The 25,333-nt window shown below is 35.0% G+C and carries 16 protein-coding genes and 2 tRNA genes; 9 read left to right on the forward strand and 9 right to left on the reverse strand.

Annotated features, from left to right (window positions below):
• Window positions 1-17 precede the first annotated feature (17 nt).
• The 3 genes from FGM02_RS11200 to FGM02_RS11210 all read left to right on the forward strand — a co-directional run bounded on the left by FGM02_RS11200 (window position 18) and on the right by FGM02_RS11210 (window position 1,216).
• A tRNA-Pro gene (locus FGM02_RS11200) sits at window positions 18-92 on the forward strand.
• Window positions 93-145: 53 nt separating this feature from the next.
• Window positions 146-219: transfer RNA gene (locus FGM02_RS11205), tRNA-Arg, on the forward strand.
• A 361-nt stretch (window positions 220-580) separates the two neighbouring features.
• Window positions 581-1,216 (forward strand): sugar-binding protein, encoded by a 636-nt coding sequence (locus FGM02_RS11210; RefSeq protein ID WP_139958469.1) that lies wholly within the window; start codon window positions 581-583, stop codon window positions 1,214-1,216.
• A gap of 2 nt (window positions 1,217-1,218) precedes the next feature.
• Here FGM02_RS11210 and FGM02_RS11215 read toward each other — a convergent pair whose 3' ends face one another.
• A complete protein-coding gene (locus FGM02_RS11215; protein ID WP_139958470.1) occupies window positions 1,219-2,265 on the reverse strand; it encodes a substrate-binding domain-containing protein in 1,047 nt (348 codons plus the stop codon).
• A 219-nt stretch (window positions 2,266-2,484) separates the two neighbouring features.
• Between FGM02_RS11215 and FGM02_RS11220 the strand changes: the two genes are divergently transcribed.
• The 6 genes from FGM02_RS11220 (at window position 2,485) to glmM (ending at window position 10,249) form a co-directional block, all read left to right on the forward strand.
• Window positions 2,485-3,396 carry a nucleotidyltransferase family protein gene (locus FGM02_RS11220; RefSeq protein ID WP_139958471.1) on the forward strand — a complete coding sequence of 304 codons (912 nt, stop codon included), beginning with the start codon at window positions 2,485-2,487 and terminating at the stop codon, window positions 3,394-3,396.
• A gap of 1 nt (window position 3,397) precedes the next feature.
• Window positions 3,398-4,480, forward strand: coding sequence for a phosphotransferase enzyme family protein (locus tag FGM02_RS11225; protein WP_139958472.1), 1,083 nt, complete (start codon window positions 3,398-3,400; stop codon window positions 4,478-4,480).
• Complete coding sequence (locus tag FGM02_RS11230) at window positions 4,473-5,399, forward strand: SDR family NAD(P)-dependent oxidoreductase (protein WP_139958473.1); 927 nt, start codon at window positions 4,473-4,475, stop codon at window positions 5,397-5,399. Before FGM02_RS11225 ends, FGM02_RS11230 begins: the two co-directional genes overlap by 8 nt.
• A 10-nt stretch (window positions 5,400-5,409) precedes the next feature.
• Window positions 5,410-6,738, forward strand: a complete 1,329-nt coding sequence (locus tag FGM02_RS11235) for a sugar MFS transporter (protein ID WP_139958474.1) — start codon at window positions 5,410-5,412, stop codon at window positions 6,736-6,738.
• Between the two features lie 41 nt (window positions 6,739-6,779).
• Window positions 6,780-8,750 (forward strand): glucosamine-6-phosphate deaminase, encoded by a 1,971-nt coding sequence (nagB, locus tag FGM02_RS11240; protein WP_262711114.1) that lies wholly within the window; start codon window positions 6,780-6,782, stop codon window positions 8,748-8,750.
• Window positions 8,751-8,845: 95 nt separating this feature from the next.
• Window positions 8,846-10,249 (forward strand): phosphoglucosamine mutase, encoded by a 1,404-nt coding sequence (gene glmM, locus FGM02_RS11245; RefSeq protein ID WP_139958476.1) that lies wholly within the window; start codon window positions 8,846-8,848, stop codon window positions 10,247-10,249.
• Window positions 10,250-10,311: 62 nt separating this feature from the next.
• Here glmM and FGM02_RS11250 read toward each other — a convergent pair whose 3' ends face one another.
• From FGM02_RS11250 to FGM02_RS11285, 8 genes are all read right to left on the reverse strand, one after another.
• A complete protein-coding gene (locus tag FGM02_RS11250; RefSeq protein WP_139958477.1) occupies window positions 10,312-11,607 on the reverse strand; it encodes a TRAP transporter large permease in 1,296 nt (431 codons plus the stop codon).
• The gene (locus FGM02_RS11255; RefSeq protein WP_139958478.1) at window positions 11,607-12,074 is read right to left on the reverse strand and encodes a TRAP transporter small permease; all 468 of its coding nucleotides are present in this window, start codon (window positions 12,072-12,074) and stop codon (window positions 11,607-11,609) included. Before FGM02_RS11255 ends, FGM02_RS11250 begins: the two co-directional genes overlap by 1 nt.
• A gap of 10 nt (window positions 12,075-12,084) precedes the next feature.
• Window positions 12,085-13,065, reverse strand: a complete 981-nt coding sequence (locus tag FGM02_RS11260) for a TRAP transporter substrate-binding protein (protein WP_139958479.1) — start codon at window positions 13,063-13,065, stop codon at window positions 12,085-12,087.
• Between the two features lie 119 nt (window positions 13,066-13,184).
• The gene (locus FGM02_RS11265; protein ID WP_139958480.1) at window positions 13,185-16,223 is read right to left on the reverse strand and encodes a chondroitinase family polysaccharide lyase; all 3,039 of its coding nucleotides are present in this window, start codon (window positions 16,221-16,223) and stop codon (window positions 13,185-13,187) included.
• 169 nt (window positions 16,224-16,392) lie between these two features.
• Window positions 16,393-17,799: a T9SS type A sorting domain-containing protein gene (locus tag FGM02_RS11270; RefSeq protein ID WP_139958481.1), complete on the reverse strand. Its 1,407-nt coding sequence runs from the start codon at window positions 17,797-17,799 to the stop codon at window positions 16,393-16,395.
• 170 nt (window positions 17,800-17,969) lie between these two features.
• Entirely contained in the window at window positions 17,970-19,469 is a 1,500-nt protein-coding gene (locus FGM02_RS11275; protein ID WP_139958482.1) for a T9SS type A sorting domain-containing protein, read from the reverse strand.
• A gap of 135 nt (window positions 19,470-19,604) precedes the next feature.
• Complete coding sequence (locus FGM02_RS11280; protein ID WP_139958483.1) at window positions 19,605-23,432, reverse strand: chondroitinase family polysaccharide lyase; 3,828 nt, start codon at window positions 23,430-23,432, stop codon at window positions 19,605-19,607.
• 183 nt (window positions 23,433-23,615) lie between these two features.
• Window positions 23,616-25,295, reverse strand: coding sequence for a glycosyl hydrolase family 28-related protein (locus FGM02_RS11285; protein ID WP_139958484.1), 1,680 nt, complete (start codon window positions 25,293-25,295; stop codon window positions 23,616-23,618).
• Window positions 25,296-25,333: the final 38 nt, after the last annotated feature.

A 25,333-nucleotide genomic window follows, 5' to 3' on the forward strand; every position in this document is an offset into this window, starting at 1 on the left:
TTCTTAAGCTATACTTTCGGGGTGTAGCGTAGCCCGGTCATCGCGCCTCGTTTGGGACGAGGAGGTCGCAGGTTCGAATCCTGCCACCCCGACAAATTAATCTGAAGACATAATAAAGCATTTGTAAACACTTGTGTTTATAAATGGGCGCATAGCTCAGCTGGATAGAGCACCTCCCTTCTAAGGAGGCGGTCGAAGGTTCGAATCCTTCTGCGCTCACAGATAAATAAGCCTGATAAATTTTAATTTATCAGGCTTTTCTGTTTTTAAAAAGTTTCAAGCTCGCTTGTATACTTTTTAAAAATAGAAAAGCCAAGCAGTTGTAAAACTGCCCCAGGCTCATTCTCAAAATGGAGCGCGCTAAGGATCTGTAATCCTTGCGTATGTGTAAGTTGTATGTTTTTTTTGAGAGCAGAAAGCCAAGCAGTTGTAAAACTGTGCAAGGTGTGTTTTTATGACAGAGTGCATTAGGTTCTACAATCCTTGTAGCTATCCTAATTATGTTGGTATTTTTTTAAGAAAGGGGATTCATTTTAATTTTATTTCTATCTTGCCAATCCTAATTACTTAACCTGATTGCATGCAAACCTATTTTGTTCGAAAAATTGAGAATACAGATTTAGCTATAAATGAAGATTTAAATTCGCCTAGTTGGGAGAAAGCAGATGTGTTAACCGATTTTAAATCTCCTTGGGATGGTGAAGAAATTTGTAAAATTGAATTTTGTGCCCTACGTAATTCGGATACCTTTTATTTTCGTTTCAAGGTACACGATTCAAAAGTCCATACAATAAAGACAGACAATTCGAATGCTAGTATTAACGACTCGGATCGGGTCGAATTGTTTTTTAGGTCAGATTGTAAAATGTCTCCTTATTATTGCCTAGAAATAGATCCCACTCCACGAATCATGGATTTTAAGGCATTGCCTGGTAAGCAATTCGATTTTGATTGGAAATGGCCGGTTGGCGCCTTAAGTGTGACTTCCGAAATTTCGAAAGATTATTTTATTGTAGGCGGGGCAATTAGTTTGGCTTCACTAACAGAACTTGGACTTTTGACTAACAATAGAATTGAAACTGGAATTTTCAGAGCAAAATACAAAGCGGATAGAAATGGGGAATTTGAGCCGACATGGATTACATGGGTAAATCCTAAGACAGAAAGTCCAAATTTTCATACAGCTACTTCTTTTGGTCTTTTAGAGCTAGAATAAAGCTATTCTAAATATTCTTTATAGTTTTCAGAATTGATGATGTCAATTGGAAGTAACATAGCTTTTGGAATTTCTTTTCCAAAAAGTAAATGTTCTGCCAAGTTACTTAATCCTTGAAAGGCTTGCTTTTTTGGATTCTGATTGATTAAAAAATCAATACTTCCTTGTTGTAGATAATCTATGTTTTTTTCAACTAAATCGTAGCCCACTATTTTGAGTTTTTTGTAGTTTTCTTTGTTAAATTTAGCCACAATATAAGTTTTAGAGGTGGTTACAAAAACTCCGTTAATATCGCTATTGCTATTGAAGTATTGCTGTAAGTGTGCTGCGTAGTTCGTGGCTTGTTCCTTGTTTATACTAATGGTTGATACTTTGTAATGAGACTCTTTTTTTTCTTCAAAATACTTTTTAAACCCTTTTTCTTTTTCTTGCATATGGGTGGCGTTTTGTACCTGCTCGTCAATATGTACAATTAGCATATGTCCACTATTGGTTAGTGAATCCAATAATTTTGCTGCAATTCGTCCACTTTGAAATAAATCTTGACCAATGTAATTTGAAAGGCTATTCTTATCAATCATATTATTGAAAGTAGAGATGATAATTTCCTTTTCTAAGCAGTTCTTTTTTACTTCTTGTGCTTCCTTATAAAATAAAGGAGCCATTAACAATGCGTTCGGCTTAGTGCTAATGATTGAGTTTGCTTGATCTAAAAAAGAGCTTGGAGAGTTTGAATCGTATCTATGTTGTTCAATAGCAATACCAAAAGCTTGGTAGTTGTTTTCTATTTCTTCAACAGCCGAAATACAGGGAGTCCAAAAAGAATCTTGAGTAGATTGCGGAAATAAAATACAGACTTTATAAACCTTATTGTTTTTTAAGCTTTTAGCTATTGGGTTGGGTTTGTATTCTATTTCTTCAAGTACCTTATTTACTTTTTTAAGTGCACTGTCAGATACTTTACCTCTTTTATGTAAAACTCTGTCAACGGTTCCTTTAGAGACACCTGCCAACTCTGCAATATCCTTAATAGTGTATTTTTTCATCATGAAGCAAAGATAAGTAAATAGTTTGGAAAAAATAATTATGTTCTCGAGCACACTGTTTTAGTGTGCTCGAGAACATTTATAAGTGTGTTCGAGCACATTTTTATCTGTTTTGCTTTTTTTATCAAAATATTTCTTCTAGTTTTGTGAAGTGTAAAGCAAGAATATGAATGTTAAATACTTGTTTTATAGCAACTAAAGTTAATTTTTAAAATTTTTAAAATGATTGAAAAGAACAAACCAGCCTTAGTTATTTTGGCTGCCGGAATGGGAAGTAGGTATGGAGGGTTAAAACAGATGGATAGTTTTACGCCAGAAGGAGATACAATAATTGATTTTTCAATTTATGATGCTTTACAGGCTGGTTTTGGAAAATTCGTTTTTATTATTAGAAAGAGTTTTGAAAAAGAATTTAAAGAAATTTTCAATAAAAAACTGGAAGGAAAAGCTGAAGTAGCCTATGTATACCAAGAACTAGAAAATGTTCCTAAAGCCTATGTCAATCCTGACAGAAAAAAACCTTGGGGTACAGGACATGCATTGTTGATGGCAAAAGATGCTATTTCTGAAAACTTCGCCATTATTAATGCAGATGATTTTTATGGAAGAGAAGCTTTTGAAGTAATGGCAGCTTCACTTGCTAAAAAAGAGCAAACCTCATATGATTTTAATATGATGGCTTATTTATTGAAAAACACGGTTTCGGATCATGGATTTGTTTCTAGAGGTGAATGTCAGGTGGATAAGAATGGTTATTTAACTGACGTTACCGAACGCACGCATATAGAAAAAATCAATGGCGAACTAAAACGAAAAGATGGTAAAGGAAATTTTGTAGCTATTGATGAAGATACGATTGTATCGATGAATTTTTGGGGCTTTACTCCAAAATGTTTCGAGTTTGGAACTGAATTATTTATGCAGTTTTTGGAAGAAGAAAAATCGAATTTAAAATCAGAATTTTTTATTCCTTCCGTAGTCAATGAAATTTTAAAATCAGGAAAAGCAACCGTTGAAGTTTTAAAATCGAACGCAAAATGGTTTGGGGTAACCTACCAAGAAGACAAGCCGATTGTAAAGTCAGCTTTAAGTCAATTGAAAGAAGAAGCAGTGTACCCTAAAAATCTTTGGTAATATGGAAACAGCACAATTAATTTCAGTTTTTTCGAAATTTGATGAGGCTTCAAATTTTAAGTCTTTCCAAGAGTTGGCTTCAGGCCACATCAACGATACTTATTTGATAGAAACCGTACAGCAGCCCAAATTTGTTTTGCAAAGAATCAATCATGGCGTTTTCAAAGATGTGCCTGGTTTAATTGAAAATAAAGTGAGCGTAAGTATACATATACAAGAAAAATTCAAAGCATTAGGTAAAGCTGGCGAAAAAAAAGAGGTGCTTCGATTTGTGAGAACTAAAGAGGGAAAATCGTATTACCAATCTGAAAATGGAGACTACTGGAACTTGATGCTTTTTATTGAAGATAGCGTCACTTTTGAAACAGTTCATGATCCAGAAATAGCCTATGAGGGGGGAAAACTTTTCGGAGAGTTTTTGAATTTAACGGATGACTTTGATGCTTCAAAATTAACAGAAGTAATACCGAAATTTCACGATATGTCTTTTCGTTTTCAACAGTTTGATGCTGCGCTACTAAACGCTTCTTCGGATAGAGTAAAACAAGCCGAAACATTAATTTCAAAAGTAAAAGCCTTCAAAGAAGAAATGCACATTCTTCAGAATTTGAAAGACAATGGCGCTATAAAAATTAGGGTGACGCACAATGATACAAAAATTTCAAATGCTTTGTTTACTAAAGAGAATAAAGGCTTGTGTGTGATAGATACCGATACGATTATGCCAGGTATTGTACATTATGATTTTGGTGATGCTATTAGAACTATTTGCAATTCAGCTGCTGAGGATGAGCAAAATTTAGAATTGGTAACTTTTAACGTAGCGTATTATAAGGCATATTTAAAAGGTTTTTTAGAAAAAACAGGAAGCGCTTTGTCTGCAATAGAATTAAGATACCTACCCCTTGGAGCAAAATCTATGATTTTTATTATGGCCATTCGTTTCCTTACCGATTTTTTAAACAACGATGTGTATTATAAAACCAAGTATGAAAATCACAATTTAGTCCGAGCTAAAAATCAATTTAAATTGATTGCAAGTATGGAAGAACAAATGAATCAAATACAAGAAAAACATGAGTAAATATATTATAACAGGTGGTGCAGGGTTTATAGGAAGTCATATTGCAGAACAACTGGTGAAATTAGGAAACGAAGTAGTTGTTTTGGATAGCTTAAGAACCGGGTTTCAAAAGAATTTAGCAGGACTAGATGTTTCTTTTGTAGAAGGAGATATTAGAGATGAAAATTTGGTAAAAGAAGTAATCCACAAAGCAGATGCTGTATTTCATTTAGCGGCATTGGTAAGTGTACCCGAATCTCTATTAAAAATGAAAGAATGTATTGATATCAATACCTTAGGAACATTAAATGTGTTAGAAGCAGCAAGAGCAAATACTGCTTGTAAAGTGGTGTTGTCTACATCTGCAGCAAATTATGGCGACAATCCTATTTTGCCAAAAGTGGAAAACATGTTTCCTGAGCCTATGACTCCTTATGCAATTACTAAATTGGATGGCGAGTATTATTTAAGAATGTATCTGGATCAGTACAATTTACAAACCGCATCTTTACGATATTTTAATGTATTCGGTCCTCGTCAAGATCCGAAGTCGGCCTATGCTGCGGCGGTTCCAATTTTCATTAATAAAGCCTTGCAAAATGAACCCATTACCATTTATGGAGATGGCTCGCAAACTCGAGATTTTATTTATGTAAAGGATGTAGTTCGCGCAAATATATTGGCTTCTCAAATAGGAAATGAAACCTACAATGTGGCTTTAGGACATAGCACATCGATATTGGAGTTGGCTGAAAAAATTAAAGAACTGACAAACTCTAAATCGGAGATTTTATTTTTGGATGAGAGACCCGGTGATATCAAGCATTCCAAAGCAAATACAACAAAATTTAATAAGCTTGGTTTTGAACCAATTTATTCCATTGATGAGGCTCTAGAAGAGACCATTGCATTTTACCATAACGAACTAATTATTAATTAAAAGTATTTTTATGAGCACAACAGAAACTACGATTGCATCGAAAAGTAATTTGGTACCCATTGCAATTATTGCAGGTGTATTTTTTATTTTCGGATTTGTTACTTGGATCAATGGAGCTTTAATTCCTTTCATGAAAACAATAAATGAACTGACTGAAGCTCAATCTTATTTAGTTGCGTCAGCTTCTTATATATCTTTTGTATTGATGGCCTTGCCAGCGTCCTCTATCTTGTCTAAAATTGGGTATAAAAAAGGCATGTCTTTAGGGTTACTTATTATGGCTATTGGTGCTTTGGTTTTTATTCCTGCGGCGGAAGCTAGGACTTATTGGGTGTTTTTAACAGGGATATTTATTCAAGGAATTGGAATGACGCTTTTGCAAACAGCTGCCAATCCATACATTACCATTTTAGGGCCTATTGAAAGTGGTGCTAAAAGAATTGCCATTATGGGAATTGCAAATAAAACAGCTGGAGCTTTGGGTTCTTTAATATTTGGAGCTTTGTTGTTGTCGGGAATTGATGATGTAAAAGAAAAATTAACAAGGGTTTCTGTGGAAGAAAAAAAGGTGTTGTTAGACCAAATGGCAGATAGTGTATTTGTTCCCTATTTGGTGATGGCAGTTGTACTTGTTATTTTAGGTATATTGATTCGAAAGGCTCCTCTTCCTGAAGTGGAAGCAGTCGCTGAAGAAAAGACACCTGAAGGTGAAACAGCGAAAACGAGTATTTTTCAATTCCCACATTTGTGGTTAGGAGTACTTACATTATTTGTTTACGTGGGCGCTGAGGTTATTGCAGGAGATACCATTATTGCTTATGGAATTTCACTCGGTTTTGATGCTGAAGATGCAAAATTTTTCACCACATTAACGCTATTAGCCATGGTGGTTACTTACGCTATTGGCGTGGTGCTCATTCCTAAATATTTAAAACAAGGAACGGCATTGGTGTACAGTGCTTTGCTAGGTTTGGTTTTTAGTGTTTGTATTTTAATGACCACAGGATTTACTTCTGTTTGTTTTGTGGCCGCTTTAGGAATTTCAAACGCCTTAGTGTGGCCGGCTGTTTGGCCACTTACCTTAGCAGGTTTGGGCAGGTTTACCAAGACGGGCTCCGCTTTACTAATTATGGCTATTTCTGGAGGGGCGATCATCCCACCATTATACGGACGTTTAGTCGATGGCGAAAAAGGAGAGTTAATTGCTAAGGGTGTTGAAGAAACATTGGCAATCGCAAATGCTGCAACAAGTAGTTATTGGGTTTTGATACCCTGCTATGCCATTATTTTATTTTTCGCCTTAAAAGGACATAAATTGAAAAGTTGGAGTAAAAAATAAGAATAGATAATAATGCTGTTAGCTGGTTGTGTTTAGCTTATTTGAACGAAACACCAAAAGCAAATAGCCAAAAACTAAAAAAAATGACACAAAGTAACATAGATAAAGCCACAGGCTTTGAAAAACGATTTGAAAATATAGGAACACTTATTTTTGAAGATTCAAATTCAGCTTCTAAAGCAGTCGCAAAAGAAATAGCAGACTTAATTAGTGTAAAACAAGCGTTGCATGAACCCTGTGTATTAGGTTTAGCAACGGGTTCTTCTCCTAAAGGAGTATATGCGGAATTGGTCCGTTTGCACAAAGAAGAAAATTTAAGTTTCCATAATGTGGTGAGTTTTAATTTGGATGAATATTATCCAATGGAACCAGATTCAATCAATAGTTATGTTCGTTATATGAAAGAACTATTGTTTGATCATGTAGACATCAAACCTGAAAACTGTCATATTCCAGATGGAACCTTGGCTAAGGTGGATATATCAAGTTATTGTGCTGCATACGAAGAAAAAATTGAAGCCTTGGGTGGTATCGATTTGCAAGTTTTAGGCATCGGTGGAAATGGACATATTGGGTTTAACGAATCAGGATCCTTGCAAAATTCCAAAACAAGATTGGTTGCTTTAGATCATATGACAAGAGTAGCGGCAAGTAGTGACTTTTCCGGAATTAGCAATACGCCAAGAACAGCGATTACGCTTGGTGTAAAAAAAATAATGGAAGCTAAAAAAGTAATTTTATTGGCATGGGGAGAAAGAAAATCTCAAGTTGTAAAAGCTTCTGTAGAAGGTGAGATTACGAGTAAGATTCCCGCTAGTTTTTTACAAGAACACAACAATGTAACTTTTGTGCTAGACAAAGAAGCAAGTTCTAAGCTAACAAGAATTCAAAGTCCGTGGTTGGTTGAAAAAGTGGAATGGTCAGATAAAATGATTCGTAAAGCTGTATTAGGCTTGGCATTGAAATTACAAAAACCAATTTTAATGTTGACTGATGATGATTACATTGAAAATGGAATGAGCGAATTGTTGGCCGAAGAAGGTCCTTCTTATGAAATAAACATAAAAATATTTAACAAACTTCAAAATACCATTACAGGTTGGCCAGGAGGAAAGCCAAATGCGGAGGATGCGAATCGTCCTGAAAGAGCTTTGCCTGCTAAAAAACGGGTATTGATTTTTAGTCCGCATCCTGATGATGACATTATCAGTATGGGTGGAACTTTTAAACGATTGGTGGAACAAGGACATGAAGTTCATGTGGCATACCAAACTTCAGGTAACATTGCTGTTGCCGATGATGAAGCGCATCGTTTTGCCAGTTTTGTTTGTGATTATAACCAACATTTTAATATTGAAAGTCCGCAGGCAATTAATATTTTTCAACAAGCCAATGATTTTTTGAAAAATAAAAAAGCAAGTGAAATTGATACGTCTGAAGTAAGGCATATTAAGGGATTAATAAGAAAAGGCGAAGCAAGAGCCACCAGTTATTTTGTTGGTTTGTCAGATGAACAAATTCACTTTATGAACCTTCCTTTTTATGAAACAGGAACTATAGAGAAAAAACCTGTTGGAGAGGATGATATTCAGTTAACCATGGATTTAATTGAAAAAATTCAGCCACATCAAATTTATGCTGCAGGAGATTTAGCCGATCCACACGGAACACATAAAGTATGTTTAGATGCTATTTTTAAAGCCGTAAAACGCCTAAAACCAAAACCGTTTATGAACGATTGTTGGCTGTGGTTGTATAGAGGAGCTTGGCAAGAATGGGGAGTTGATGAAATTGAAATGGCAGTTCCTATGGGACCAGATCAGGTTTTGGAAAAACGCTACGGTATTTTTAAACATCAATCTCAAAAAGATGGAGTTGTTTTTCAAGGAGCCGACAGTAGAGAATTTTGGCAACGTGCCGAAGATAGAAATAGAGAAACTGCAGATTTATATGATTTGTTAGGTTTGGCTCGTTATGCCGCTATGGAAGCTTTTGTAAGATGGCATTACTAAAATGTAGTATCTAAATAAATAATTCTAAACCTAGTAAGGCCTTCGCTTTACTGGGTTTTATTTTGAAAAAAACAACAATAAAAAACAGAATACATATGTCATTAATAAAATCAATTTCAGGAATTAGAGGAACCATTGGAGGAGGAATCGGCGAGAATTTAACCCCTTTAGATGCTGTAAAATTTGCCAGTGCTTATGGTACTTGGTTGTTGAATAGAAATACAGGGTCAGCTGCAGGAAAACTAAAAGTTGTTATTGGTAGAGATGCTCGTATTTCTGGAAAAATGATTAGCAGTTTGGTCAGCAATACTTTGGTTGGATTAGGAATTGATGTGATTGACTTAGGCTTGTCTACCACGCCAACGGTTGAGGTTGTTGTTCCTTTAGAAAAGGCAAATGGTGGAATTATTATCACCGCTTCTCACAATCCAAAACAATGGAATGCATTGAAATTGTTAAATGAAGAAGGAGAGTTTTTAAATGGAGAAGAAGGCGAGAAAATTTTAGTTTTGGCTGAAAATGATGGCTATTCTTATGCAGAAGTAGATGATTTGGGAGCCTATACAAAAGACAGAACCTATGTTAAAAAACATGTTGATGCTGTTTTAGCTTTGGAATTGGTAGATGTAGAAGCGATTAAAAAAGCAAAATTCAAAGTGGTTTTAGATGCTGTAAATTCTACAGGAGGAATTTTTATTCCTGCTTTGTTAGAGGAATTAGGTGTTGAATGTGTCAAATTATACTGTGAACCAAACGGACAATTTCCACACAATCCAGAACCCTTAAAAGAACATTTAGGGGATATTTCAGCTTTGGTTGTTAAAGAAAAAGCAGACTTAGGAATAGTTGTCGATCCCGATGTCGATCGGTTGGCTTTGGTAAACGAAGACGGTTCTATGTTTGGTGAAGAATATACCCTGGTAGCTTGTGCTGATTATGTTTTAGGAGAATTAATCGGAGGAAATACCGTTTCTAACTTGTCTTCTTCTAGGGCTTTAAGAGATGTAACTGAAAAGCATGGCGGAACGTATACAGCAAGTGCTGTTGGTGAAGTAAATGTAGTGATTGCTATGAAAGCAACAAATACGGTTATTGGAGGTGAAGGAAATGGAGGAATTATTTATCCAGAATTACATTATGGTCGTGACTCATTGGTTGGAACAGCATTATTTTTATCACATTTGGCAAAATGTGGTCTGTCTTGTAAAGAATTAAGAGCTTCTTACCCAAGTTATTTTATGAGTAAGAACAAAATTCAGTTGACACCAAGTTTAGATGTAGATGAAATTTTGGAAGAAATGGCCAAAAAACACGCTGCTGAGGATGTGAATACGATTGATGGTGTAAAAATTGATTTTCCAACAGAATGGGCACATTTGCGTAAATCAAATACAGAACCTATTATTCGAATTTATACCGAGAGTACTTCACAAGAAAATGCAGATGCTTTGGCAAGCAAAATTATCGACGAAATAAAAGTAATTGCTGGATTGTCTTAAAATTTAGTTTGAGCAAAAAAAAGCCAGCAAATTTGCTGGCTTTTTTATGAATAAAAGTTTTTTTATAAATCAAATAAACTTGGTAACCATAAACTTAAACTTGGGAAATACGTCACCAAAAATAAAGATACGATCATGGCTAAAAATAGCGGTAATAAAGGTTTTACAACCTTTTCTATGGTCGTGTTTGCAATTCCTACTCCCACAAATAAAACGGAGCCTACGGGAGGTGTACATAAACCAACACATAAATTTAATACCATTACAATTCCGAATTGTACAGGGTCCATTCCTAATTTTTCAATAATAGGTAAAAAAATTGGTGTAAAAATTAAAACGGCAGGCGTCATGTCCATAAACACTCCTACAAAAAGCAATAAGAAATTGATAATAAGTAGAATGATAATTTTGTTGTCGCTAATTCCTAATAACACCTCAGATATGTTTTGAGGAATGTTTTCATAAGACATTACCCACGACATACTCATGGAAGCACCAATAAGCAACATTACGATAGCTGTTGTACCGCAAGATTCTAGCAATACATCTGGCAAATCTTTGATTTTAATTTCTTTATAGTAAAATCCTAAAATTAAAGTATACAATACAGCTATGGCCGAAGCTTCGGTAGCCGTAAAAACCCCCATTACAATTCCTCCAATAACTACAACTAGTAACATTAAACTAGGAAAGGCAGCGGTAAAAGATTTAACTACAGCTTTAAAAGTACTTTTTTCTCCTAATTTATAGCCTTTTTTCTTTGCCCAAAATGAAGCTACCAACATTAAAAGTAGACCCGTTAAGATTCCAGGAATATAACCTGCTAAAAATAAAGCGGCAATAGAAACACCACCACTGGCCAAAGAATAGACAATAAGTACATTACTAGGAGGAATAACCAAACCAATAGTTGATGAGGTAATATTTACAGCGGCACCAAATTCCTTTGAATAGCCTTCTTTTTCCATTTCAGGACCTAATATACTTCCCATGGCAGATGCCGATGCCATTGCAGAACCTGCAATAGAACCCATTAACATGGCTGCAATTACATTAATTAGTGCAAGTCCACCAGGAAGTGCTCCTACTAAAGTTTTTGCAAAAGCAATTAATCGATGGGCAATTCCTCCTTTGTTCATTAACTGTCCGGATAATACGAAAAAGGGAATGGCGAGTAAGGCAAAACTATCGAGTCCGGTTCCTATTCTTTGTGAAACCGTTGTTAAGGCAGGAATTACAGGTATGCTTGCCATCATCGTTAATAAAGAAGATATGGCAATACTCCAAGCTACAGGAACTCCAATTAATAATAAGGTAAGAAAGCTTAGAACTAGTATAAGTATAGGTAAATATTCCATTATAAAACTTGTTTGTTAAAGATGTCAGAAATTTTGTAAAATATAATAAGGACTCCGCTAATTGGAATAACCAAATAAACCAAAGCCAAAGGAATTTGCAAAGCTGCAGAATATTGTTCTAAGGTATACGTAATATACACCAAACGAATACCGCCAACAATAAGTGCTCCGAAGCAAAATAAAATAATCAAAATATTTACAAATACTTTTAATTTGGCTTGCCCTTCTTTATTCAATTTGGCAGGGAATAAATCAATTGCCACGTGCATTTTTCTTCCAGAAATGTATGCTGCACCAAGTACACCCACCCAAATCATTAGGTATCGTGCTAGTTCATCTGTAAAAGAACTCGGTGTTCCTACTACAAATCTTGTAAATACTTGCCACAATACATTTACAACCATAATGGCCATGATAAATGCAAGGGTATTCCCTAATATTTTATCTATTTTTTGTCTAATCTCCATGTCTTTTTATTTAGTTGCTTTTCTGAATTCTGTGGATCAAGCTGTACACTTCGTTTTCATCTTTATAATCTTCATACATTGATGATACTTTGCTTTGGAATGCACTTTTGTCCGGTCTAATAACTGTAACTCCCGCTTTTTGAACTTCTCTAAGCGCATCTTCTTCGGCGGTAGCCCAAAGTTTTCTTTGGTAGGTAACGGAAGCGTTTGCAGAAGCTTGCAACCATTTTTGCTCTTCTTCGGTTAAGGTATCCCAAAGGTGTGTTCCAATAATTAAAACATCAGGAACGGTTGTATGCTCATCTAAAGAATAGAATTTACAAACTTCATAATGACGAGAAAGGTGAAAACTTGGAGGATTATTTTCTGCACCATCAACGACACCTTGTTGCAAGGAAGTATACAATTCTCCCCAAGAAATTGGAGTAGGAGAACCTCCTAAACTTTTTACCATATTCATGGCAGTCACACTTTCCATGACACGTATTTTTAATCCTTTTAAATCTTCTGGAGTTTCAACAGGTTTTTCTTTGGTGTAAAAACTACGACTTCCAGAATCGTAATAACCTAAACCTTTTAACCAATATTTTTGTCCACCATCTAATAATTCTTTTCCAATAGGACCATCTAGTACGCTAAAAGCATGTGCTCTATCTCTAAATAGAAAAGGCAATCCGAACACTTTCATATTAGGAGAGAAATTTTCCATAACCGCCGCTGAAACTTTGGTCATGCCTAAACTACCAATTTGTAATAATTCTACACATTGGCGCTCATTACCTAATTGTTGGTTTGGGTAAATTTCGATTTTCATTTTACCACCAGAACGCTTTTCTAAGTCGGAAGCCATAAAAGCCATGGCTTTGTGTACTGGGTGACTCATGTCTAAACCATGCGCCAGTTTAATGGTTTTTTGTTTTGATATTGTTGTACAAGAGCTTATGCTCAGCACACAAATAAGTAATAGAATTGAGTATGTTTTCAATTTCATGTGAACGGTTTTATCGTATAGTTTTTTTCGGTTCGTAAATATATAAAAAAAACACATTAAAATACAATCGATTGTATTTTAATGTGTTTTGTGTTTCGCCTAGGATGTAGGCGTGAATGTTATTTGATTAATTCTAAGCTATTTGTAGCTCCGTCTATACAAGTGATGTCAATCAGTGTTTTATCATTTTTGTGTTGTAGCTTCCTGTTTTTATTCTCTTTCTTGATGTTCCAAATGCCCTGAATACATATTTTTAAATTCACTGGGTTACTGTAATTTAGAAATTTGTTTGTTTTGTATTCTTTAAAATTTAAGTTAGGTTCCGTTATGTGCAAGAGGATCGTGTTTTTCTTTTTTTTAGAAAATAAAATCAAACATGGAGCTGAAACTTCTTTGACCCATTCATTATTTAATTCTTTTGTTGCTTCAAAAATAACGAGTCCTGTAGAATTGGTTTTTAGGTCTTTTACGATGTGAGCAATGCTGTCTGCTCTCTGTATTTTAAAAGATGTATCCTTTTTTACTAGTTTTCCAAATTTCTTTATTTCTTCATTTTTTAAGAAGGGGTAAATAACATATTGATAGGAAGCGTTTTTTGGTGCGATACCATGATCAATCCAAGCACTGGCAAAATTTCCTTCTGTCTCTTTAGCTCCTTTTCCCTTAGGATTCATGGCACCAGTTTTTATGGAGTACTTGTTGTGGTAGGATTTTTGCTTTTTTCGTGAATAATTGGTTTTTGCTTTTGAAAGTATATGATACCCGTTTTTGTAAGCGTCAATAAGCCATTTTTTAGAAGATCCTGTTTTGGATAATCCGGTGATCATTCCTTTTTTAGAAGTATAAATAGGTGTATTTGAACTTCTTAATGCATTTTGAAATAGACTTGTTTGCGTTGGGTTAATATTATCTATACTAGAAATGTTTGTTCCAATACAAATGAGTTTATCACCAAAAGAGAAAACCGACTTTTTAGCCTTTAGTTTTCCCGGAAATCCAATTTTGGCTTCTTCTCCGTCAGCGTTGGAACCCTTGCTCTCATTTAAAATCATTCCAAAAACCCCGTTATCGTTTAAAGCAACAGCACCCGCAAAAGTTTCACTAGATCGGTACATTAAAAGAGGGGTGTTAGGTTCAAGTTCTTCAAAAGGCAGATAGATGACAGTTGCCCCTGGATAACGATTCCAATCCCACCCATTTTGTTTAAAACCACTTGCGGCTTCTCCTTTTTCGTTTAACAATTGAATTGTTCCGTTGGCAGGGTAGCGACCATATCTATTGGAGGCCACATAAATTTCAGATGACCAAACATATTTACTGTATCCTTTTATAATTGCCGCCCAATTATTTCTTCTATGAACCGCAGTTGCAGCATATGGAAAGCTGGAATAAACACTTAGCTTTTCTTCTTGAATTCCATGTGTTTCTGTAAATAGTTTTCTGTTTTTTGAATCACTTTTTCCCCATAAGCGTAAATAGGCCGCCGCGACTTCTTTGTCAATTTTTTGTGAACCATCAGGAGAACCTGAGTTGGCCATTTGTAGGTATTGTTTTTTTAAAGAACCAATGCTGTTGTCTTCTAAGGGGTGTCTTCCAGCATTTCCAAAGCCATAATCTAATTTTTGACTATACAAACGGGTGGCTAAAAATGCATTTTTAAAATTTTCATGTCCCGCTTTTTCTATTCTAAATTTAGTTCCAGATAGGGTATGAATTATTTTGGGTACATTTCTAAAGGCTCCCATCCCATAAGCCGGGTAATGTCCGTTATGATGCCAAGCTGTGCCGTCTACTTTGAATCCCCATTCTTGTTTTTGTTGCGCCAAAGTAATACTGATATAGTTTTTATAGGCTCTTAAAATAGCGGCTTGTTTTGCGGGTTCTTCCACTAAAAATAGTAGTGTAAGGTGGTAATAAGCTTGTGTGTTTAAATAATCAATATTTACATGAAATTTACTTTCATCTCCTAAAACCATTCCTAAATTAAATAACCAATGCAGACTCTCACCTACCTGATTTAATAATTTTTCTTCTTTCAGTAAATCTCTTAGTATAAAAAAAGCTTCGGCCAATTCTCTTACATTATAGCCAATATGGTGTCTTGTTCCTCCAGATGAGCCCGCCTGCCAACCTTGGTCTAAAAAATATTCTGTTCCTAAAACAGCCATGCGTTTTAGTGTTTCTTTATTTACTTTATTTGCATTTGGATAGTTTAGGGCAATTTGTTTTAAGACACTACCGAGTTGTTCAATTTCATTATGATTATCAACTCCCTGCTGTTTTTTATTGAAATAAATTTGAGAACTTTTAAAATCCATAGGAGGGCCTAAAACCACCTTATTTTTTCTTTTAATTTTTAATTGCTCAAAATTGTGAACAATGCCTTCAATATTTTCTTTCGGCTTTTTAGAGATTGCCGTAGCGGCATCAAGACGTTTTTCGATTTTTGCTAGGTCCTTTTTTTCTTCAGGCGAAATAGGAAATATACGAATATTGGTTAGGTATTTTAGATTTTGCATCAGCGGCATCCAATGATCAGCACCAGGGGTAAGATCTTTTTTAATAAAAGGAACCAATGTGTCTGGATAAGAATGTCGGTCATCTTGGTATTGTGAAAAAACAATATCATCAAAAAATAAGTTTCCTGATGCAGATTGTGTACTTATTTCAAAGGATTTAAGTTGAATATCCGCTTGCTTTTTTGGGGCTGCTCCTTGCATTTCATAATAGGGAATCCATAAGGTTCTCCAGCCAGTAAATGCCAAGTCAATTTCAAACCACACTTCTTTGTCATTGACTGTTGTGGCAGAGATTTTTATTTTTTCATTTTGTGATTTTTCATTGTAAATAGCAAAAGATAGGGTAGGACTCGCAGGAAAATGGTCACCATATTTTAAAGGGCTTTCTTTTAAACTTAGCTGTCTGAAGTTACTTGTACTAAAAGAAGCTGCATTTTTCCATGTCCATTGCAGGGCATGACTTCCATATTTATAATGTGTAGAGCTAATTGCTAGTTCACTATGACCTGAGGTTTTGTAGCTAGTTAATACTTCTTGTTCTTCAAAAGATTCAACTGCTGGTTTTGTTTTTTCTTGACTATAAACTGAAAAAGAAAGTGCAAAACATAAAAGGAATAGTTTCTTATAAGGATTCGCCATAGAGATTGGTTTTTTAGATTGAAATTCAATTTTGAACTTGTTGTAAAATTACTACGAAATAGCTAATTAATAGCGGGGGCAATTGTTCGAACAGGAGGATGAATTAAACCAAAAATCTCCAATAACAAGGTTTATTGCCATTGGAGATTTTAAAAATAGTGAAGTGAAATTAATTTACAATAACTTTTGAATTGTAAATACCTCCCGCTTCTGATTGAATAGAAACTATATAAATGCCTTTGGCATAAGATTGTACATCTATTGGATTTGTTGTGTTGCTATTGTAAATAATTTTTCCAGCAAGGTCTAAAAGTCGAACAGTTGCTATTTGCAAATCTTCATAGTTTGCAATATGAATATAATTGTTAGTTGGATTAGGGTAGATATTGATACTTTCGTTTAAAAGATCATTTTCAACAGATGCTACAGCACTATAAGCAGTCCAACTTAGGTTGTCAAATGCTACAGAACCAGTAGAGGTATCGGCATTTCTTAATCCTATTGTAATAGCTCCAGCAATATCAATATTATCTACTTTAAAAGTGTAAGCTTCAGCACCAGAATGTGAAAGTGTTCCAGCAACTTCTCCATTAATTAATAACTCTAAATCTCTTTGCGTGGTGTTGAATAAATCAATACAAGAAACCGCAAAGGAAGCTATTCCTCCAGGGATTGTTCCAGACAATAAACCTGTTTTATCAGCGACCATATAAATTTCTTTAGAAGAGCCCATTCTTGTAGAAGTGGTTTTTCCTTCAATTGTCCATGAAAAACCATGATCACCTGTATAAGTTTCTGTTGACCAAACATTGTTTTCATCGGTATAATTTTCTAAGGTTTCGGTATACCCATTCCAAGAATATTTTACATCTGCAATATTCCAGTTACCATTCCTGTTCTCGGTACCGCTAAATGGATTGCCATCATTGTGGTACTCATACTGAAATGCCAAAACAAATTTGTCAGATCCAGTGGTTGCTATATAAGAGGATAAATCTATAGCTGATAAGGCCCAAGCGCCGTCGTTTCCAAAAACACCATTTATAGAAGTTATATTTGCAGTAACATCTGTCCATGTAACCGTTGAAGGATCCGTTCCGTCTGTATAGTTAAAACCAATTAAAACTTTAAAAGATTCATCATCGGCTCCTTCGTGGTACTGACTTTGGGTAGCAAAACTAGCGGTCATGTTTAGGTAGGATGATATGTCTACTGCTTGCGTAACAAGCCAGCTAATGCCTTCATAATTTAAATTGGATTCATGTCCAGAAAGTTTTACGGATTTGGAAACTTTAGCATCTGTAAAATGCCCCTCGTTGTTAGCAGGTCTTGTATAAGTTAAATCACTTGTTCCGGGAGCAGAGGCTTCGTCAGTAGGAATGTTTGAAGTTCTTTTAATTAGAGTAGATTCTGCAATTGATCCGGGGTTATGGGTTACAAATCCGGTGAATCCCGAATTTGTGGCAAACTGAAAGTCGTTGTATTCTATAGTGTTTTCAACCTGAGCAAATAAATTTGCTGTTAGGGAAAAGCAAGTTGAAATAAGAATCGTTTTTAATGTAGTTATTTTTATCATAAGTTAAGGTTTTATAGTGATTGTATATCTGTAAAAGTAGTTTGAAGTCCTAAATTATAAGTGGGAATACGGGGTCGTTTAGAGGGGGTAAATTGCGCTATTGTTATATAAATAAAAAAATCCTTACCTATCAAAAGTGGTAAGGATTTAGAGTAAGATGAATAAAATTTTTAATTCACAACTATTTTTGTTGTAGTGCTTATCCCACTTTCTAAGGTAATATTTACCAAGTAAATTCCTTTGGTATAAGCACTTACGTCTATAGTACTTGTATCTGTTTTATGAGTGATAATTCTACCTGTCAAATCAATGAGGCTAACAGAGACTATTGCATCATTGTTGTTGTTTTGAATATGCAATAAATTGTTTGTAGGGTTCGGATACAGTATAATTGCTGTTTCGGAAGTGTTTTTATTGTTGGATAGTACAGAATCATCTACGGTAAAATCAAGCTCTTGAAGTGCCGTGAAATTTTGACTAGCAGTCCATGCTGAACTTAATACAAAACGATAATATCTATAGGTTTGGGTTGTTGTTAAGGTAGTGGTGCGTTCATCATTAGCATTGCTTGGAACAGTTATTACTGAACTTACATTGTCCCAAGTTGAGGCATCATTACTTGCTTGTACCATCCATTGTGAATCACCTGTAGCACCTTTTGTACTTGTGGCGTTGGCTAATTTATGACGGATTTCTGTTACGAGAATAGGATTGTAAGCTGCAGAAACTTCAAAAAGATAGCCTTCATTTAAAGGAGTCTCGGTTCCATTAACCAATCTAGGAACCGAAGTTGTTGCAGTTAGTACTTCTGCCCAAGCTCCTGTGTTTGAAAAATTGTCATTGCTGATTACAGCACTAGGTGTGTTGAAGATATTTGTTTGCCCCGAAAAACTAGTGTTTAAAGCTGAAAAAGCGCCATTGGCTACATCCACAGGAGTGCTGTAATATCGTACATCGGAAATCCACCAAGCCCCATTTCTTATAGGTTGAATTGGGTCGTTATAATCTCCAGCATCGGTAAAAGTATATTTAAAAGCGACAACAAATTTATCAGACCCTTCATCTGCTATATAGGATGATAAATCAATAGTCGTGTAGGCAAATGAACCATCATTACCAAAAATCTTTCCGTCATTATTGCTATCCACAATTGAAGAAGTAACATCTATCCATGACAGTGAGCCATCATCTGGCGAGGTTCCATCAGTATAGTTTTTCGCAATTAATACTTGAAATGTATTTGTGCCTCCGCCTTCTTTAAAAGCATTTTTTGTAGCAAAAGAAACGGTCATATTATTTTGACCCGATATATCTATAGCATCTGTAACTACCCAAACCGTTCCATTTAGATTGTCGTTTCCATAATTCCCAGACATTTTAACACTAGTGGCTGTTCTTGTGCCTCCATCCGGAATTGTTGTTGCTGGTCTAGTATAGCCCAATGTTGTTTCAGAAGCAATATCTGAGGCTCCCGTTTTTCTAGTTACAAAGGCATTCCCTGAATTAGCGGTTAGGGTTTCCCCGTCGGGGTTGCTAGTGGCAAAGGCTGTGAAACCAGAGTTGGTAAAATATTGAAAATCTTGATAATGAATCACGTTTTGCGCTGAAGTCATAAACGAAGTGATACACAACGTTAGCAACAAAATTGTTTTAAAGGTATTTTTTTTCATAATAAAAAGTTTTAATTTATGTGGTTAATATGAAGTAAAACTAGATAGATATTTTATTGAATATGTGGGGGTAGTTGCTCTAGAGAGATGGGTAAATTGACCGGAATTCCATTTTAAATAAGAAATTTTTGATTTTTATTGAATGCTGATTTTTTTGATTATTGTGGAGTGGGTATTTGTTTCAAGCCTTAAGAAATAGATGCCTTTGGCGAATTCATGAACCGGAAATTCTCGTCCGTTTTTTTGTGTTTTTAAAACGCTTCCATGGAGGTCGACTAGACTAATCTTGTTTATTTTAAAAGCAGGGTTCGAATTTTGAATGTGTAGATTTTTTTTAACTGGATTAGGATAAATAATTACATCGTTTTCTAAAATAAATTCTTGTGAAGAGAGACTTGAATTTGAAGTGAAATAATTGACATCTGAAATGTAAAAAGTTCCATTTCTTGAATTTAAAGAATAGGTCCCATTGGATCCTGTGTATTTAAATGCCAAAGTGAAAGTTGTACTGGAATAGTTTGAAATATCTAAGGTAGATTTTAAATAAGTTAAATTATTGGCATCGTCGTTTTTGGCTATCTGACTGAGTTGATGGGTTACATTAGTCCAAGTGGCTGTACTTACATCCTCTGTATAATCTGTAGAAATTAAAACCTCCAAAGAAGAAGTTCCTCCATTGGCGTATCTAGATTCTGTCCAGAAAGTCACGTATTTATAGGTGTCGTCTTTACTTATATAAGGATTGGTACTCGATAAGTTTATGGTGGTCATAGGAATCCATACCTCCAAGCCATAATTTTGCCCATTCGTGGCGCCTACAATTGAAATGGCTTTTTGCTCTCTAAGGCTGTTGTTAGGAATTCTGTTATTAGGTCTTGTCTCAGTAAATGCTCCGTTAGAATCTGTCGCATCCACGATGTCTGAAATAACTTTGCCAAGATTAGAAATACTTTGTCCATTTGTATTGGAAACAATTTGTACATCATATCCACGTTGGCCGGTGTTGTATCTGAAATCTTCATAATAAAACGAAGGGTAAAAAGGATTGTAAACGCCTGAGAAAAGTTCAACATCTATCGGAAGTCCGTCTTTTACTTCAAGGCTTAAAATTGTTTCGTTGTCTCCTGCGGTTATTTGCACATTTCCTCCTGAACTATTTTGCAAACTCCAATTACCATTTAATACAAGTGTTATTGTTTGGGCTTGACTTACACCAAAATTATCTGCAAAGTTGAGGTCTGGATTAACAACGGAAAGATTTAAATTATTTCCACTTTTTTCTGTCATGACCAAACAAGGTTTGTCATTTGATTTTAGAGGGGACGTGTTTCCGTAATTTCCATTTGAAAATAAAACATAGCCATGCCTGTTGTTGTATTTTACAATATGTGCCGTTTCATTTTGTTGCAGTACTTTATAGAATTCGGTGTTTGAATCTTGCATGGAATTTTGGAAAGTTTCCATTTCAGATTCAGTTGTTTGTGGAAGAATGACAAATTCATAAGTGGCGTCTGTGGGTTGTTTCCCATGACTGATATAGGCTGAAGCAAAATTTCCATTAGTAAATCCACCTTTGCCATTTTCATTTGGTGAAGTTTGATTTTTTCTGTTAATAACCAACTCAGAACCGCTTTTTATAAAATAGCCTGTTTGGTAGGCATCAATTATCCATTGGTCGTTCTCATTGTTTAATGTTGTGTTGTAAGGAAATGTACTAAGATTGGCATTGTTTAACGTAATTGGTGTTGAAGTGCTATTGAGTTTGTTTTGAAATAAATTTGTAGCAGTAGTATTAGAATTATCATTATTATTGATATTTGATCCCAAACAAATTAATTTTCCATCAAAGCAGAAAACAGATTTCTTAAAGGCGAAAGATGTGTTATGGGTAGCAGAAATATTTTTTTGTTGAAAATCCATCCCAAACAAGCCGTAGTTTCCTTCTAATTTTTCATCAACATAATACTTGTTTTTTGATCCAAAACGCAGACTCGCGGCAAAGTTGGCATCTGTTTTCTCATCTTGTCGGCTCGATTTTGCTTCTAAGTCATTCCAATCTAAATGAATACTTGTCGTTCCAGGTGCCTTATTCCAGTCCCAACCATTGATGTTGAATCCTGAATTTGAATGCCCTCCAGGATACATGATTTCTACAGCTCCGTAACTTTGATAACGACCAAAGCGGTTGTCTGAATTGTATATTTCGGTTCCCCAAAAATATTTATTAAATCCTTTTAGGGTAGCCAACCAATTTTCTTGACGATACACACCAAGATTCGAGAAATTCACTTGCCAAAATCCTGTAGGTAAGGTTTCAGCTGCATAGGAATTTGTCTGATTATCTCCGCCGGTTATATAATTATAGGCTCCCAATAATTGTTCGTCAACAGGCCGAATTAACCCCAAATTTTTATAAGCACGGGTAATGGAAATTGCATTTAAAGGAGATCTACCTGATAACGAATTAGCAAAATTGTCGTCCGACATTAATACTCTAGCAATAGAAAGGATTTTTTTGAAAATTGTTCTTTTTTCACTAGAAATACCATACGTATCACTGGCAATATAATTGACTGCTTGCGACAAGCTTTTGTAAGAACCGAAAGCATATTGCGGGTAATACACATTGTGATGAAAACCTGTATAATCTATTTTGATTCCGTTACTTTCTTTTGCATAGGGGGTAAGCCAAGTTTCAGCATAATTTCTAAAACCTTTTAAATATCTTACCTTTTCGATGTCTGTTGTTTGATACAAACAGGCTCCTAAAATAGGTAAGGATCTAGTTAAGGCATCATCCATATTGCTTTTATGGGCCGTAGGGTGCCAAATAACATCGACTGCTGCATACCATTCTACCATTTTCTGAGCTTCATTCCAAAGACCAGCAGTTTCCAATTCAGTTTTCATTAGGTGAACAGCTTTGGCAACATTTCTAAATCGATACCCTATGTGATGAATGGTTTCTACCAAACTTCCTTCAGCATAACCTTGATCTAATAAATAGCGAACAGTATTTAAAAAGTAGGTCAAGCTGCTTGCTGTGTTTTTATGTTTGTAGTCTCTGGCTAATACATGAATAAAATCATCTACAACTGCAATTGAGTTGGCATCCGAGTAATCTGTTCCGTATAAGGGTTTTCCGCTTGAAATTCCATTTTCAAATTTTATTTTCTGGGTGTTATATGCCGCTATCGCATTGGTCAATGCTGAATTTCCAGGGGCATTACTTCGTATATAAGCATCGTATAAATCTTTTATCTCCGACAAGTCATTTAACTCTTTATTTGTTGGAGTAGAAGCAGTAACTGTTTTAGGTAAAGATTGAAAATAAACGATATCTCCCCAGTGCTCTTCGTTGTTTGCATTGATAAAAGTCAATTGATAATCAGGAGAGCGAGACGTATTTCTGTCCATCGTATAATCTATATAATCAAAATAGAAGGTCCCACTTCCAGTAGCAGGTGCCTTGATTTTTAGCGTTGTAATATTGTCAGATTTTTTATTTCCAGACATTTCGCTTTTGTAACTAGCCGAAGCAGCTCGCCAACCTGTAAAATTAAGGTGTACATTGTAGTGAAATTGTTTAACATTGGTGTTGTCGTAGAACTCTATTTCTAAATCTTGGTTAGTTAATGCTGAAGTATTATAGACCCACATTCTAAACATATTATGGTAGTAACCCACAACTTCTTCTTTGACCAGTCCATGATTTTGTAGATCATTTACGGTTAAAACATCTCCAGCATTCCATTCCCATTTCAGTGATTTTTCGCCTAATTTGTAATGCAAGTTAGAAGTACTTAAACTTCCTAAAGTAGTATTCCAGTTGTTTGGAACGCTTGCGCTTTCAAAGGATTGATCTTGGGCATAACTACTAAAAGTAGCTGTTAGAATATTTAGTAGAAATAAAAATAGAAATCTTGAAGGATATTTTTGTATCGTTTTCTGTTGTTGTAACATTTTATTAGTTTTAAGTCAATAATGGTTTAGGTAAAACTAATTTTTTATAGAGGAGAATAGAGGGGGGATGTCGTTCTGAAAGGAGGGTTAAATTCGTCTGTTTCTTTAGTGTAGCTACTGTAATAAAAAGACCTTGGGGGATTTTTTTACTTTTCAAGGTCTTTTTTTAGGAAGACAAGAGTATTAATTATTGTTTAAGCGAAGCTGGAGTTGTGACTCGTAAAGTGGAACTATTTTTTTCGTGCTATTTAAGCCTTCTACATAAATCCATGCATCAGATCTGTCTTTAAAAGAATGCTCAATGCTTAATTTTTCATCTGTTCTTTTAGTAAAAACACCTATCACATTACTGCGTAAATATTGTTTGTGGCAGTCAATATGCATGTCGTTTTTAAACTGTTTTGGGTTTCTCCAAATCCAAGAATAAAAAAGTTCGTGATAACTGCCGTCTTTCCTTCCCGTCATTTCTACATTCCAAAAAGTATTGTATTCTCCTGCATGCGGAATATTTTGAGGAGCAGCTCCTCCTGCAATACTTTCAATACCTGTTATGTTTTCGTATAAATTGTACATAGGTGGGCAAAATCCTTTGTCTGCCATTCCATGAAAATCAATTGGTGTTGGGTTCGAAAAATGAATATTTCGATACACATTTCCGAAGGAGCATCCTTCTAAACTGGGACCATGTGTTACCGTAGAAGTTACCTTAATATTTTGCATTAAATTATCAGACGAGTGATAGGTCTTTGGAGAATAATGTCCTGCTTTTCCAGTTATTTTAATATTTTCAATGGTGACGTTTCTTGAATTGACTAGATGTGTGGTTTGTGTATAATTATCAATATGTATGTTTCGTATCCATCCGTGAGAAACTCTGTGTAAATTAATGGCTCCCCAGCCGTAATCCATTTCTCTGTTGCCGTGATGTTTGTAATTTCTATCCCAAGCCGATTCAAATTTAAAATGCTCAATGCCTATGTTTTTTAACATGGGCATGATGGAAATAGTTGGATTGAAATTTAAAGAAATAGCTCTACGAAGTGGTTGCTTTAAGCGTATTTGATGTGCGTCAATAACTTCTGCAATTTCCATTGGGTATTGAAATGATTTAGCTCTTTGAATTCCAGCTTCTGTATAATTTTTTTGAAATGCTTCAAATGGCAAAGGCTGCATTAAATCATATATTAAATTTCCATCATCTGTGGTGTTTTGCAAAGCGATGAGTACAATCATTCCTTTTGCTAAATTCTTGGTAGATTCTAAAGAAAGCATAGAGGATCCTGCTTTGTGGTTGTTAGTTATTTTAGAATGTACAACCAGTTCGTCTACTCCGAAAAAACGATCTGTACCAAATAAATTAAGTCCGCTATGAAAGACAAAAGGAGAAAGCCATGGACTGTTGTTTTCAGCTTGATTTGTAGCTGTTCCGCTATAAATTATAGTTCCGTTTTTTTCAGACCCAGAACCTCTTAAAATAATATTGCTATAATTTATACGAACAATAGCTGTTTTTGTCGTATCCATATTTACCAAGAATTTTCCTTTTGGAAAAAAAACAATTCCTCCACCATTTTTCCCGGCCTCTTCAATGGTTTTGTTAATTGCAGCGGTATCGTCAATTTCATCGTTGGCAATTGCTCCATAATTTGAAATATTATAGATTTTTCCTTTAGAATTAGGGATTGCTTTTTCGCCATATGCATAGCCTGCATAAGAATAATCTGGTAAATTGGAGGCTATCCCTTTTTGTTTGAATTGTTTTAAAATCTCAGGCTCCCAAGTGGTATTTATTTCTTTTTTACAAGCTAGAAGAAATAGGAAAGAAAAACTAATGAGGATACTAATTTTGAGTGTTGTTTTCATAGCGCTTACATATGTTTTATTTGAAATACAGAAGACCT

Origin of the sequence: Flavicella sediminum (genome assembly GCF_006381105.1) — a bacterium.
GTDB classification, from domain to species: Bacteria; Bacteroidota; Bacteroidia; order Flavobacteriales; family Flavobacteriaceae; genus Flavicella; species Flavicella sediminum.

What these genes read in the sequence shown, in the direction of transcription:
- FGM02_RS11210 (WP_139958469.1), top strand. Translation starts at nt 581, where the DNA reads ATGCAAACCTATTTTGTTCGAAAAATTGAGAATACAGATTTAGCTATA.
- FGM02_RS11215 (WP_139958470.1), bottom strand. Translation starts at nt 2,265, where the DNA reads ATGATGAAAAAATACACTATTAAGGATATTGCAGAGTTGGCAGGTGTC.
- FGM02_RS11220 (WP_139958471.1), top strand. Translation starts at nt 2,485, where the DNA reads ATGATTGAAAAGAACAAACCAGCCTTAGTTATTTTGGCTGCCGGAATG.
- FGM02_RS11225 (WP_139958472.1), top strand. Translation starts at nt 3,398, where the DNA reads ATGGAAACAGCACAATTAATTTCAGTTTTTTCGAAATTTGATGAGGCT.
- FGM02_RS11230 (WP_139958473.1), top strand. Translation starts at nt 4,473, where the DNA reads ATGAGTAAATATATTATAACAGGTGGTGCAGGGTTTATAGGAAGTCAT.
- FGM02_RS11235 (WP_139958474.1), top strand. Translation starts at nt 5,410, where the DNA reads ATGAGCACAACAGAAACTACGATTGCATCGAAAAGTAATTTGGTACCC.
- glmM (WP_139958476.1), top strand. Translation starts at nt 8,846, where the DNA reads ATGTCATTAATAAAATCAATTTCAGGAATTAGAGGAACCATTGGAGGA.
- FGM02_RS11250 (WP_139958477.1), bottom strand. Translation starts at nt 11,607, where the DNA reads ATGGAATATTTACCTATACTTATACTAGTTCTAAGCTTTCTTACCTTA.
- FGM02_RS11255 (WP_139958478.1), bottom strand. Translation starts at nt 12,074, where the DNA reads ATGGAGATTAGACAAAAAATAGATAAAATATTAGGGAATACCCTTGCA.
- FGM02_RS11260 (WP_139958479.1), bottom strand. Translation starts at nt 13,065, where the DNA reads ATGAAATTGAAAACATACTCAATTCTATTACTTATTTGTGTGCTGAGC.
- FGM02_RS11265 (WP_139958480.1), bottom strand. Translation starts at nt 16,223, where the DNA reads ATGGCGAATCCTTATAAGAAACTATTCCTTTTATGTTTTGCACTTTCT.
- FGM02_RS11270 (WP_139958481.1), bottom strand. Translation starts at nt 17,799, where the DNA reads ATGATAAAAATAACTACATTAAAAACGATTCTTATTTCAACTTGCTTT.
- FGM02_RS11275 (WP_139958482.1), bottom strand. Translation starts at nt 19,469, where the DNA reads ATGAAAAAAAATACCTTTAAAACAATTTTGTTGCTAACGTTGTGTATC.
- FGM02_RS11280 (WP_139958483.1), bottom strand. Translation starts at nt 23,432, where the DNA reads ATGTTACAACAACAGAAAACGATACAAAAATATCCTTCAAGATTTCTA.
- FGM02_RS11285 (WP_139958484.1), bottom strand. Translation starts at nt 25,295, where the DNA reads ATGAAAACAACACTCAAAATTAGTATCCTCATTAGTTTTTCTTTCCTA.